The sequence below is a fragment of the Kineococcus sp. G2 genome, from assembly GCF_037154035.1.
Classification (GTDB): domain Bacteria; phylum Actinomycetota; class Actinomycetes; order Actinomycetales; family Kineococcaceae; genus Kineococcus.
In genome coordinates, this window is sequence record NZ_JBBBEM010000096.1 from 1 (window position 1) to 11720 (window position 11720).

General features: G+C 77.1%; 14 protein-coding genes, 2 tRNA genes and 1 pseudogene. 8 read left to right on the forward strand and 9 right to left on the reverse strand.

The genetic code is table 11. From position 1 onward, the window contains the following. Both V9U69_RS14300 and V9U69_RS14305 read right to left on the reverse strand, forming a co-directional pair. Positions 1-957 (reverse strand): glycosyltransferase (locus tag V9U69_RS14300; protein WP_337062522.1); only part of this gene is annotated, 957 nt, incomplete at its 3' end. After that, the gene (locus V9U69_RS14305; protein ID WP_337062523.1) at positions 954-2066 is read right to left on the reverse strand and encodes an iron-containing redox enzyme family protein; all 1113 of its coding nucleotides are present in this window, start codon (positions 2064-2066) and stop codon (positions 954-956) included. The genes V9U69_RS14300 and V9U69_RS14305, both read right to left, overlap by 4 nt. A gap of 116 nt (positions 2067-2182) precedes the next feature. Between V9U69_RS14305 and V9U69_RS14310 the strand changes: the two genes are divergently transcribed. Beyond that, positions 2183-2443: a CDGSH iron-sulfur domain-containing protein gene (locus V9U69_RS14310; protein ID WP_337062524.1), complete on the forward strand. Its 261-nt coding sequence runs from the start codon at positions 2183-2185 to the stop codon at positions 2441-2443. A 249-nt stretch (positions 2444-2692) separates the two neighbouring features. Further along, a complete protein-coding gene (locus V9U69_RS14315) occupies positions 2693-3535 on the forward strand; it encodes an NAD-dependent epimerase/dehydratase family protein (RefSeq protein WP_337062525.1) in 843 nt (280 codons plus the stop codon). Positions 3536-3633: 98 nt separating this feature from the next. Here the strand turns inward: V9U69_RS14315 and V9U69_RS14320 are convergent, their stop codons facing one another. Further along, positions 3634-4878, reverse strand: coding sequence for a hypothetical protein (locus V9U69_RS14320; protein WP_337062526.1), 1245 nt, complete (start codon positions 4876-4878; stop codon positions 3634-3636). A gap of 125 nt (positions 4879-5003) precedes the next feature. Here V9U69_RS14320 and V9U69_RS14325 point away from each other — a divergent pair, with 125 nt between their 5' ends. Further along, a complete protein-coding gene (locus V9U69_RS14325; protein WP_337062527.1) occupies positions 5004-5177 on the forward strand; it encodes a hypothetical protein in 174 nt (57 codons plus the stop codon). A 68-nt stretch (positions 5178-5245) separates the two neighbouring features. Here V9U69_RS14325 and V9U69_RS14330 read toward each other — a convergent pair. The 3 genes from V9U69_RS14330 to V9U69_RS14340 form a co-directional block, all read right to left on the reverse strand. Further along, positions 5246-5318, reverse strand: a tRNA-Lys gene (locus V9U69_RS14330). Positions 5319-5432: 114 nt separating this feature from the next. Continuing rightward, positions 5433-5612 (reverse strand): hypothetical protein, encoded by a 180-nt coding sequence (locus V9U69_RS14335; RefSeq protein WP_337062528.1) that lies wholly within the window; start codon positions 5610-5612, stop codon positions 5433-5435. A gap of 138 nt (positions 5613-5750) precedes the next feature. Further along, positions 5751-5969, reverse strand: a complete 219-nt coding sequence (locus V9U69_RS14340; protein ID WP_337062529.1) for a hypothetical protein — start codon at positions 5967-5969, stop codon at positions 5751-5753. 168 nt (positions 5970-6137) lie between these two features. On the opposite strand from V9U69_RS14340, the gene V9U69_RS14345 reads away from it, so the two are divergent. Both V9U69_RS14345 and V9U69_RS14350 read left to right on the forward strand, forming a co-directional pair. Then, complete coding sequence (locus V9U69_RS14345) at positions 6138-6785, forward strand: hypothetical protein (RefSeq protein WP_337062530.1); 648 nt, start codon at positions 6138-6140, stop codon at positions 6783-6785. A gap of 103 nt (positions 6786-6888) precedes the next feature. Continuing rightward, the gene (locus V9U69_RS14350) at positions 6889-7299 is read left to right on the forward strand and encodes a hypothetical protein (protein WP_337062531.1); all 411 of its coding nucleotides are present in this window, start codon (positions 6889-6891) and stop codon (positions 7297-7299) included. A gap of 63 nt (positions 7300-7362) precedes the next feature. Here V9U69_RS14350 and V9U69_RS14355 read toward each other — a convergent pair. Next, positions 7363-7438, reverse strand: a tRNA-His gene (locus V9U69_RS14355). A 103-nt stretch (positions 7439-7541) separates the two neighbouring features. Next, positions 7542-8213 (reverse strand): oligoribonuclease, encoded by a 672-nt coding sequence (orn, locus tag V9U69_RS14360; RefSeq protein ID WP_337062532.1) that lies wholly within the window; start codon positions 8211-8213, stop codon positions 7542-7544. 54 nt (positions 8214-8267) lie between these two features. Here orn and V9U69_RS14365 point away from each other — a divergent pair, with 54 nt between their 5' ends. The 3 genes from V9U69_RS14365 to V9U69_RS14375 all read left to right on the forward strand — a co-directional run bounded on the left by V9U69_RS14365 (position 8268) and on the right by V9U69_RS14375 (position 11463). Continuing rightward, positions 8268-9332, forward strand: coding sequence for a PrsW family intramembrane metalloprotease (locus V9U69_RS14365; protein ID WP_337062533.1), 1065 nt, complete (start codon positions 8268-8270; stop codon positions 9330-9332). Between the two features lie 96 nt (positions 9333-9428). Then, positions 9429-10952: a malate:quinone oxidoreductase gene (locus V9U69_RS14370; RefSeq protein ID WP_442907778.1), complete on the forward strand. Its 1524-nt coding sequence runs from the start codon at positions 9429-9431 to the stop codon at positions 10950-10952. Between the two features lie 19 nt (positions 10953-10971). After that, the gene (locus tag V9U69_RS14375; protein ID WP_337062535.1) at positions 10972-11463 is read left to right on the forward strand and encodes a methylated-DNA--[protein]-cysteine S-methyltransferase; all 492 of its coding nucleotides are present in this window, start codon (positions 10972-10974) and stop codon (positions 11461-11463) included. A 117-nt stretch (positions 11464-11580) separates the two neighbouring features. Here V9U69_RS14375 and V9U69_RS19350 read toward each other — a convergent pair. Continuing rightward, positions 11581-11720 (reverse strand): annotated as a pseudogene (locus V9U69_RS19350) (sulfurtransferase); the annotation flags it as partial.

Sequence of the window (11720 nt, forward strand, 5' to 3'; positions counted from 1 at the left end):
GCCGCGCGCCCGGGCCCCGATCGCGGCCCAGACGCACACCGCCCGCTCGCCCGCCCACAGCGGTGCCCACAGCGCCGCGGTGGGCGGGTAGTGCGCGCGCCCGCCGTGCCGGCGCCGCCCCACCTCCGCCACCGCCACCGCGGCCAGCGCCCCCAGGCCCGCGGCCGCCCGGCCCCGACCGCGCACCGCGGCCAGCGCCAGCAGCGGCAGCCAGGACGCCTCCACCACCAGCCGCCACGGCTGGGCGAAGTCGTCGTACGCCTGCCGGACCCGCTGCCCGGCGAAGTGCCGCGCCGTCGGCGGCAGCCTGCGCACGTACACGCCCGACGCCCGGGCGACGCGGCCCCCGGCCGCCTCCACGGTGCGCAGCATCTGCAGGTTCTCGAACAGCACGTCCCCGTCGTAACCACCCATCGCCTCGAAGGTGCTGCGGCGCATCGCGATCGTCCCGGGGTAGTCCGCGCCGAACGCCCGGTTCACCAGGGAGCGGGCGGTGTCCCAGCGCGCGTGCCAGGGCGCGGGGGAGAACACGTTCTGCGGGCGCACGGCGTCCGCGCCGGTCAGCGCGTCCAGCACCGCGCCCAGTTCCGCCGGCCCGTAGCGCACGTCGTCGTCGGCCACCACGACGAGCTCGTGGCGCGCCGCGAGCACCCCGGTGACGACCCCGGCGACCTTGCCGTTGCGGCCCGGCCACGGCTGCGGCCGCACGTGCCGGGCGCCGCCGTCCCCCCAGGCGCGCGCGTGGCGGGCGAAGTCCGCCGCGCCGGAACCGTCGACGACCGTGACGTCGATCAGGCGGGTCAAGGAGCGCAGGTACGCCCCCATCTCCGCCACCTCGGCGTCCGGGCGCCCGTCCCAGCGCAGCGGCACCACGTACTCGGCGGCGTGCCGGGTGGTGCGCCCGGTGGCGTGCCGGGTCTGCGCGGAGGAGTCCGCGCGGACCCGCGGTGCGCTCACGCCCACGGCGCCAGCAGCGAGGTCCGCCCCCGCTCCCAGGAGGCCAGCTGGTGCTCGCCGGCCAGCGCGTCCAGCGCCAGGCACGCGGCCGCGCCGAACAGCACGTCGGCCGCCAGCTCCGGTTCGCGCCGCGCCAGCGCCCCGGCCAGGTCCCGGCCGGCGATCTGCTCGTGCACGGCGTCGGCCTGCACGTGCTCGTCGAAGAACCAGGTGGCGTCGGCGTCGAAACCCAGCCGGCGGAACCCGTTGCCGTAGGCCTTGTTCGGCAGCGACGACGTCATCTCGAACACCGCCAGGTGCCCGACGATCGCCCCGCGCAGGCGGCGGTGCAGCCCGAACAGGGACATCGCGTTCGTGCCCACCAGGGTGGTCGCCGGCACCGACGGCAGGTAGCGGCCGTAGGAGTCGTCCAGGCCCGCCGCCCGCATCGTGCGCGCGAACAGCGCCGAGTGCATCCGCTCGGGGCGGCCGCCGCCGTACTCGTCGGCCTGCACCTCCACCAGCGCCGCCTTCGGCCCGCCCGCCAGCCGCGGCACGGCCCACGTGTGCGGGTCGGCCTCCTTCAGGTGGTAGATCGAGCGGTGCACCAGGAACTCGCGCACCTGCTCCAGGGTGGCGTGCCGCTGCAGGAACGCGCTCACGCTCGGGCCGTCGTCGGCGGCGGCCATCGCGAACAGCGTCTCGGCGACGTCCTCCACCGCGACGTCCGGCACCTCGACGAGTGCGCGCACCGCCGCCTCGAACGGGCCCTCCAGCTCCTCGCGCACCCCGAGCAGGCCCAGGTCCCACTCCAGGGCGTCGTCGACGCCCTCCAGGCCGCGGTAGTGCAGCTCGTACATCAGGAACAGCGCCAGCTGCACGTCCTCGTCGCGCAGGACGTCGCCGCCGCACGCGCGGGCGGCCACCTCGCGCAGCTCCGCCGCGGTGGGTGCCCCGGGCTCGTCGCGCAGGCGGCGCAGCAGCGCCGCGCTGAGCTCCCCGCGCGCGGGCGGCAGCGGCAGGCGGCCGGGGGCGCCGGCGAGGTCCACCGCGGGGGCGCCGCCGGTGGGGGTGCCGCCGGTGGGGGTGGTGGTCACGGTCAGGGCGTCGGCGGGAGTGGTCGCGGTCATCGGGGCGTCCTGTCCTCGTCTCGTGGAGTGCTGGTGCGGGTGCGGCGGGGGCCCTCCGCGCGGGCGGGGCCGGCGCGCACGTGCGCCGGGCCGCGCCGGTGGGTAGGAAGACCGGTGTGGAACACCAGAGCGCCCCCGACGCCGCACCCGCCGCCGGCCGGGCCGACGACGTCACGGTCACCGTCTGCCCCGGCGGGCCGCTGCTGCTGCGCGGGCCGGTGACGCTGCTGGACGGCGACGGCTCCCCGCTGGAGCCGGGCCGCAAGACGGTGGCGCTGTGCCGCTGCGGCCGCAGCGCCGAGCCGCCGTTCTGCGACGGCTCGCACAAGCGGCGCACCCGCCGACCGCCCGTGGACGGTGCCGCCGGCCGCGGCTGAGGCGACCCGCGCCCGGCCGGCCGCCGGTGCCGCGGGGAAGGTCTCCGGTCCCGTCATCCGTCCCTCCGGTCGGCGGCGTGGACCGCGCGGGCGGGCCCGATCTCGACCCCTGGCGCACGCTAGGTGGGGCCCCCACCCCCCGCAACCGGGCGTCCCGGGGCGGGACCGGTACCCGCCGCTAGGCTGCCCGGCAACCGTTTCCCCGTCGAGGAGGTCGTCGATGCCCACCCCGTCGCCGCAGGACCCCGCGTGAGCGCGGCCCCGCAGCACGTCCTGGTCACCGGTGCCGCCGGCACCATGGGCGGTCTCGTCGGCCACCGCCTCGCCGCGCCGGGGCGCGTGGTGACCCTCACCGACCTGCGCGTGCCCGACGCACCGCCCGCCGCCGACGGCGGCGAGGTGCGGTGGGCGACGCTGTCGGTCACCGACCCCGACGCCCTCGAGGCCGCCCTGGAGGGCGTGGACGCCGTCGTCCACCTCGGCGGCATCAGCCGGGAGGCGCCGTGGGAGGAGGTGCTGTCGGTCAACGTCGACGGCACCCGCAACCTCCTGGAGGCCGCCGTGCGCCGCGGTGTGCGCCGCGTCGTGCTCGCCTCCAGCAACCACGCCGTCGGGTACCGCACCCGGGACGAGGCGGTCGACGGGTACCTGCCCGCCGACGTGCCGGTGCGCCCGGACAGCTACTACGGCTGGAGCAAGGCCGCCATCGAGGCGCTGGGGCAGCTGTACGCCGACCGCCACGGCCTGCAGGTGTGCGCGCTGCGCATCGGCAGCTGCTTCCCCGACCCCGCCCGCCTCGGCGTGCGGGGGCTGTCGACGTGGATGTCGCCCGACGACGCGGTCCGCCTGCTGGAGGCCGCCGTCACCGACACCACCGCCGGGTACACCGTCGTGTGGGGCGTCTCCCGCAACACCCGCGGCTGGTTCAGCCTCACCGAGGGCGAGGCGATCGGCTACCACCCGCTCGACGACGCCGAGCAGCACGCCGGGCTCGTGCTGGAGCCGGGGCAGGAGCCCGACGTGCGCTCGACGGACCTGTTCCACGTGGGGGGCGCCTCGTTCCTGGAGAACGCCCTGGGGCGGCGCAACTGACACCCCGCCCGTGACACCCCGCCCGTGACACCCCGCCCGCCGGGGCCCGTCCCGACGCGGCGGGTCCCGGCGTGCGGCGCGCTCAGCCCGCCGCGCGCTCAGCCCGCCGCGCGCCAGGTGCGCACGGCCGCAGCCATCCGCTCGTGCCCGCGCCGGCCCGCCAGGCCCAGGTGGTACAGGTGCAGCTCGGAGGCGCCCGCCGCGCGCAGCGCCGCCGCGTGCGCGAGCAGGTCCTCGTCGCGCTCGGAGCCCAGCACGGTCACGTAGGCGCCGACCGCCGCGCCCGGCCGCGCCGCGGCGCGCACCGCCGCGACCGCCTCCGTCGTGGCGGGCCCCGGCACCCACGAGTGCAGCAGCTGGGCGTCGACCGCCGGGTCCGCCAGGGCCCGCTCGCCCAGCCCCGTGTTCGGTCCGGTGGCCCACGGGTCGGCCGCCGCGTGCACCGTCACCCGCAGCGGGCCCGGCGCGGCGGCCGCCACGGCCGCCAGCACCTGCGCGCGCAGCTCGTCGGCGAGGGCGTGCCGCACCCCCAGCACGGTGCGGGCGTCGTCGTCGCCGAGGAGCTCCGCGACCTCGCGGGCGTCGCCGGGGTCGCCGTCCTGCAGCTCGCGCACCCCGCGCCGCAGCGCGGCGACCACCTGCGCGGGGTCGGCGCCCTCCTCCGCCCAGGCCGCGCGGCAGCCGGCGCAGCAGCACACCGACAGCAGCCGCTCCAGGGCGGGGCCGAACGCCCCGGCCGTCTTCTCGTGCGCCGCGTTGTGCGTCACGCCGAGGGTGCCCATCGCCTCCAGCGACACGCCCGTGACGTCGGTGCCGCGCACGGCCTCGGCCGCCAGCGTCGCGCAGTACGCGCGCACCTCGGGGGCGCTGGGGCACAGCGCGTACGAGTAGCGGTCGCCGAAGCAGTTGACGACGGCCACCTCCGGGTGGGCGGTGCCCAGCCGGGTCGAGTGCGCCAGGATCGTCCAGGCGTCCACCTCCAGGCCGGCCGCGCGCAGCCGCGCCGCCGCCTCGGCGAACGCGTCGGCGGTGCCGTCGGGCACCCGCCCGGCCGCCGGCCGCAGCAGCGCGCCGGCCCACGCCTCCTCGCGCACCGGCCGGTACAGCGCGGCGTGCGGGGCCTCCACGAGCTGGTGCTGCGGGTGCCACGGCGTGGCCGCGCGGGTGGAGTGGTAGCTGGCGGCCAGCGCGACCGCGTCCAGGCCCATCGCCAGGGCGCGGTCGCAGAACGCCTCGTCGCCCAGGACGTCCCACGGGTAGGCGTGCGCGAGCACCCGGCCGGCGCCGTCGGGCGCAGCGGCGGCGGCTGCGGTGGTGCTGGTCGTGCTCGTGGTCGGCGGCATCGTCGGCCCTCCCGGTGTCCTGCCCGCGGCGGCCGTCGCGCGCCGTCGGTGGCGGTCGTCGAACCCGGCGGACTGTACACACGCGCGGGGTTCAGCCCGGCGCCGCCCGTGCCGAGAGCAGGGACGTGGACACCACGCGCGAGACGCAGACCCCCGATCCCCGCACGCCCGGTCCCGACGGCGAGGTGTTCGCGGGGTGGACCCTGCCCGACGGCACCTTCGAGGCCTTCGAGTCGCCGCTGACCCGCGAGGAACTCGTCGCTCGTTTCGCAGAGCGTTGCGGCGCAACGGTCTCCTGAGGAGAAACGCCCCCGGGACGACGAAGGGCGTCCACCCGTGACCGGGTGGACGCCCTTCGTTCGTGGAGTGCGCCGTCAGGGACTCGAACCCCGAACCCGCTGATTAAGAGTCAGCTGCTCTGCCAATTGAGCTAACGGCGCAACGAGAGAGGACTCTAGCAGCCCAAGGGGGGTGCTGCGAAATCCGCCGGCCGGGGGAGCGGGGGACGCGCCCCCGGCCGGCGGGAGGGGTTTCCCCCGCCCGTCAGGACCGCGTCAGCCGCGCGGGGACGGTTCCCACCACTCCCCGTCGGGCAGGCCCTCGCTGGCGAGCAGTTCCGCCGAGCGCGGCCCGTCGGGCGCGGCCATGTCCATGATGAGCGACAGGGGGATGTGCTCGGAGAGCATCTCCATGACGGGTTCGGCGCCGGGCGAGCGGGAGCCCTCGTGCGGCATGGGTCCTCCAGGGGGTGACGTGCCCGGGGGCCCGGGCGGTGACCCCCACGTCGTCGTCGCCGCGGCACCGGCCCTTGAGCCGGGCGGGCGCGGAGGACACGTCCGGAGCAGCGGCGGGGCCGCGCCGGTCGCGCAGCGTCAGCGCCGCCCGTCCCCGCCGCGGGGGCCGGCGTCCGGGACGGGCGCCGCACCCGCCGGCCACGAGGGGCGCTGCGGCGGCGTGAGCAGCCCCCGCCGCAGCGCCACGGCCGCCGCCAGCCGCCGTCGCCGCCGCCGGGCGGCGGGCGTGGTGGGCGGCGGGCCGCAGCGCAGGTGCGCGGCCCGCGCGGTGGCGGCGGTCGCGGGGGCGGTGGTCACGCCGCGAACGCTAGGCGCGGGTGATCACGGTGCGCATCGGCCCGCGGCAGCACCCGTGCGTCCGCCCCCGGGTGGACGCGCGGGTGCCGTCCGGACGACCCCCGCCGAGGGGCACCGGGCCCACCGGCCCACCTGGACGTGCGCCGGGAGCGCGCGCACAGTGGTGCGGTGCGCAGCGTCGGGCGGTGGGGGGTGCGTCCCGTCATGCCGCAGGCGCTGCTGCTGGCCCTGCACCTGCGCGACGCGGCGGGCCTGCGCCCGCCCGTCTCACCCGCCGTGCCCGACCTGCCGCCCCTCGACCCGCCGGTGCGCCGCGCGCCGGGGCTGCCGGGGTCCGAGGAGGCCGGGCGGCAGTGGGCGCGCTGGTGGGCCGGCGCGTTCCCCGGCGGCCCCGAGGCGCTGACCTCCCTGCTGCCGCCGACCTTCCCCGGCCTGCGGGGCACGCCCGAGCTGCGCGGCGTCGCCGAGCTCGGCATCGACGAGGCCGTCGCCTGGGCCGAGCGGGCTCGCCGCCTGGAGCGGCGGGTGCACGCGGACGTGCCGGTCGCCCTGTTCGAGACCACCCTGCTGGCGCGGGTGGAGCGCGAGCTGGGGCGGCGACTGCGTCCGTTCGCCCTCGACGTCGTGGTCCTGCCGGTGCGGGGCGCCGCCGCCTGGGAGACCCCCGCCGGCCCGGTGATCTCCCTGGCGCTGCGCGCCGACCGGGACGCGTACCTGGCGTGGCTGCGCGAGCAGCTGCTGCGCACCGCCCGCGCCGGCGGGACCGCGGGGCGGACCCCGCCGCCGGAGGGGGCCGGCCCCGCCACCGCCGGGTGAGCGCCGCCGGGTGAGCGTGCCCGGCGCCGCCCGGCGGGTCACGCCTGGCGGCGCGGGGGGCGGGCGGGCATGGTGGGGGGACGCCGAGAACGAGGAGTGCGACGTGCGCGAGGTAGTGCTGGTCCTGTCCACCGCCGGCCTGCTGGCCCTGACGGCCTGCAGCGGTACGTCCGCCTTCGACTCACCCGCGCAACCCGGTGCCCTCGTCCAGGCCCGCTCGACCCCCACCCCGTCGGTGACCCCGGAGCCCGAGGACGTCGTCGTGGACTCCTGCGCGGCCGACGGCTCCGGGCAGGTCGCCGCGGACCTGACGGTCACCAACACCGCCGACGCGCCCCGCAGCTTCCTCGTGACGGTCTCGGTCGCCGGCCCCGACGGCGAGCGCCTGACGCAGGCGCACGTCACGGCGGCCACGGTCGCCGCGGGGGCGTCGACGCAGGTGCGGGCCACCGCCCCCGTCGCCCAGGCACCGGCCCAGCTCACCTGCGAGGTCGCGGAGATCCACAGCTTCTGACCCCGCTGGCCCGGGACGCGAAGGGCCCCGGTTCGCGCTCGTGCGAACCGGGGCCCTTCGACGTGGGGTGAGTGACGGGACTTGAACCCGCGACTTCCTGGACCACAACCAGGTGCTCTACCAGCTGAGCTACACCCACCACGTGACGACGTGCGGGGCACGACGTGACGCGGCGAGCATACACGCCGCGCGGCCCCGCTCCCGAACGCGCGGGGGCCGCCCGCGGCGGGCGGGTGCCGGCGTCAGCTCCCCGGCAGCGCCTCCCCGGCCGTCTCCGGCTCCGGCTTCAGCTCCAGCCGCTGCCCGGCGGCCTTCGCCGTCTCCGAGTCGGGGCCGGGCTGCGGCACGAACAGCACCTCCCGGTAGTACTTCAGCTCCTGGATGCTCTCGCGGATGTCCGCCAGCGCCCGGTGCCCGCCGTGCTTGCGGGGGGTGTGGAAGTACACGCGCGGGAACCAGCGGCGCGCCAGCTCCTTCACGGAGGAGACGTCGATGAGCCGGTAGTGCAGGTGCTCGGTCAGCTGCGGCATGTCGCGCGCCAGGAACGCCCGGTCGGTGTGCACGGAGCTGCCCGCCAGGGGTGCCTTGCGCGGTTCGGGCACCCACCGCCGCACGTACTCCAGGACGATCTCCTCCGCCTCGGCCAGGGTGCGCCCGGCCGGCAGCTCGGCCAGCAGCCCGGAGGAGGTGTGCATGTCGACCACCACGGGGTCCATGTCCTGAAGCGCCTCCGACGGCGGCTTGACGACCACGTCCACGCCGTCGCCGAGCACGTTGAGGTCGGCGTCGGTGACGAGGACGGCCACCTCGACCAGCGCGTCGCGGGTCAGGTCCAGCCCCGTCATCTCGCAGTCGATCCACACGATGCGGTCCTGGACGCGGTCGCCGGGCCCGGCCGGAGTTGAGGTGCTCACCCGTCCAGCGTAGTCAGCGCCGCCCCCGCGGCCGCGCCCCGGCGCTCGCTGCTGGTGCTCACCGTGGCGGTCCTGGTGGTCTGCGGGACGCTGAGCCTGGGTGCCGTGGCGATGGAGGTGGGCCTGTCGGGCGCGCTGCCCGCGCTGGCCCTGGCGGCGGTGCCGGTGGGGCCCGTCCTGGCGGCCGTGCTGTGGCTGGACCGCCACGAGGCCGAGCCGCCGCACCTGCTGGCCTTCGCCTTCGGCTGGGGCGCGTGCGTGGCCAGCCTGGGCGCCCTGGTGCTGAACTCCCTGTCCTCGCGCCTGCTGGAGCGCGCCGTCGGGGACGTGACCAGCTCCTCCGTGCTCGTCGCGCCCGTGGTGGAGGAGGTCCTCAAGGGGCTGGGTGTCCTGCTGCTGCTGCTCAAGCAGCGCCGCCAGTTCGACGGGGTCGTCGACGGCATCGTGTACGCGGCGTTCGTCGGCGTGGGCTTCGCCTACCTGGAGAACGTCCTGTACCTGGGGCGGGCCCTGGGCGACGAGGAACCGGCCTCGCTCGTGACGGTGTTCGTGCTGCGCTGCGTGGTCTCCCCGTTCGCGCACCCGCTGTTCACCATGGCCGTCGGTGTCGGGCTCGGGCTGGCCGCCGAGCGCCGGCCGGTGCCCGTGCGGGTCGCCGCGCCGCTGGCCGGCCTCGTGCTCGGCGTGGGGCTGCACTCGCTGTGGAACGCCAGCGCGAGTGCGGGCACCGCGGCGTTCGTGGAGGTCTACCTGCTGCTGCAGGTGCCGGTGTTCGTCGCGGCGCTGGGCGTGGCGCTGGCCGCGCGGGCGCGCGAGGCGCGGCTGGTGGGCCGCTACCTGGAGGTGTACGTGCGCACCGGCTGGCTGCGCGAGGAGGAGCTGCGGGTCCTGGCGTCGCCGTCGGCGCGGCGCTGGGCCCGCTCCGGGGCGCGGGACGCCGGTGGGCGCGAGGCCGCCCGCGCGGTGCGCGACTTCCAGGAGGCGGCCACCGCGCTGGCGTTCCGGCGCGAGCGCGTGCGCCGCGGCACCGACCCCGGTTCGCCCGAGGAGGAGCTCGCGATGCTGCGGCGGCTGTCCGCCGAGCGCTCCCGGGTGGCGGCGCTCGTGCCGCAGCGGTGACCGGGGCGGTGAGAGGCGTCTCACGTGTGACGCGGGACACCGTGGCGCCTCCCCGGCGGCGGTGCCGGCTCGCGAGGCCGTAGCCTTCCCTGGTCGATGTCCACGGTCGACGCCGTGGTCGATGGAGCCGCACGAGAGACGAGGGTGAGTCCGTTGCCCGCTGCTGACCGGTACGACGCCGTCCTCGTCGGGGGTGGGGTGATGAGCGCCACCCTGGCGACCGCGCTCACCGAGCTGGAGCCCGACTGGTCGGTGCTCGTGCTCGAGAAGCTCGACACCCTCGGCGCCGAGAGCTCCGACGCCTGGAACAACGCCGGCACCGGCCACTCCGCGCTGTGCGAGCTGAACTACACGCCCGCCAAGCCCGACGGCACCGTCGACATCGCCAAGGCCGTCGCCATCAACGAGCAGTTCCAGGTCAGCCGGCAGTTCTGGGCGCACCTGGTCGAGCAGGGCGTCCTCGGCGACCCGGGCGGCTTCATCAACCCCGTCGCCCACATGAGCTTCGTGCGCTCGCGGGACGTGGAGTACCTGCGCACCCGCTACGAGGCGCTCTCGCAGCACCCGCTGTTCGCGGGCATGCAGTGGTCCACCGACCACGCCGAGATCGGGGAGTGGGCGCCGCTGCTGGTCGCCGGCCGCGACCCGGCCGAGCGGATCGCCGCCACCCGCTCCACCGCCGGCACCGACGTCGACTTCGGCGCGCTGACCCGGGCGCTGCTGACCGGAGCCGCCGGCCGCGGCGTGGAGCTGCTCACCGGGCACGCCGTCACCGACCTCACCCGGCGCGGTTCCGGGTGGACGGTGAAGGGCACCGCCGCCGGCGGCGGCTCGTTCGAGGTGTCCACCCCGTTCGTGTTCGTCGGCGCCGGCGGCGGTGCGCTGCACCTGCTGCAGCGCAGCGGCGTCCCCGAGGGCAAGGGCTTCGGCGGCTTCCCCGTCAGCGGCCAGTGGCTGCGCTGCACCCGCCCGGAGATCGTCGAGCAGCACGCCGCGAAGGTGTACGGGCAGGCCGAGGTCGGCGCCCCGCCGATGTCCGTGCCGCACCTGGACACCCGCGTCATGGACGGCCGCCGCTCGCTGATGTTCGGCCCCTACGCCGGTTTCTCGCCGCGGTTCCTGAAGAAGGGCTCGCTGCTGGACCTGCCGCTGTCCGTGAAGGCGGACAACCTCCTGCCGATGCTCGCGGTGGCCCGCGACAACGTGCCGCTGATGACGTACCTGGCCAAGCAGCTGGCGCAGTCGACGGAGCAGCGGATCGAGGCGCTGCGGGTGTTCTACCCGCAGGCGCGCCGCGAGGACTGGGAGCTGCTGACCGCCGGTCAGCGCGTGCAGGTCATCAAGAAGGGCCCGCGCGGCGGGGTGCTGCAGTTCGGCACCGAGCTCGTGCGCGCCGCGGACGGCTCGGTGGCCGCGCTGCTGGGTGCCTCCCCGGGCGCCTCCACGGCCGTCGACGTCGTGCTGCGCCTGCTGGCGCAGTGCTTCCCCGCCCACCAGGAGGCCTGGCGCGAGCGCCTCGTCGAGATGGTCCCCTCGTACGGGCGCAAGCTCTCCGACGAGCCGGACCTGCTCGCGAAGACGCTGGCGCGCACCCGCGACGCCCTGCACCTGGCCGCCTGAGCGGCCCGCCGACGCCGCGGTGCGCCACGGGGTGCTGGCCTCCCCGCTGGGGGAGCTGACGCTCGCGCGCGACGAGCGCGGCCTGGTGGGCGTCTGGTACCCGGACCACCGCGGCGGTGCGCCCGCGGACCTCGGTGCGCGCGACGACGCCGCGTTCGGCGACGTCGCCGCCCAGCTGGCGGAGTACTTCGCCGGCGAGCGCACCGCGTTCGACCTGCCGCTGGCCCCGCGCGGGGACGCGTTCGAGACACGGGTGTGGGCGGCGCTGCGGGAGATCCCGTACGGGACGACCCGCAGCTACGGGGAACTGGCCCGCGACGTCGGCGGCCCCGGGTACGCGCAGGCGGTGGGCGCGGCCAACGGCCGCAACCCGCTGTCGGTCGTGGTGCCCTGCCACCGGGTCGTGGGCGCCGACGGCACCCTCACCGGGTACGCGGGCGGGTTGTGGCGCAAGCGGTTCCTGCTGTCGCTGGAGGAACCCGACGCCGACGCGGCCGGCCGCCTGTTCTGATCCCTCGTCCGGCACCGCACACCCAGCCGCGCCCCCACCCCCACCCTGCGGTGATCAAGGAAGTGGCAACTTCCTTGATCACCGCAGGGGGTGGGGTGGGGTGGGGGTGAGCAGGTGTCAGGGGGTGGGGCCGGTGGCGACGGGACGCGCAGGGTCCGCCGACCACTGCGACCACGACCCCGGCCACAGCGCCGCGTCCACCCCCGCCGCCGCGAGCTGCGCCACGGTCAGGCTCGCGAACACCCCGGACCCGCACG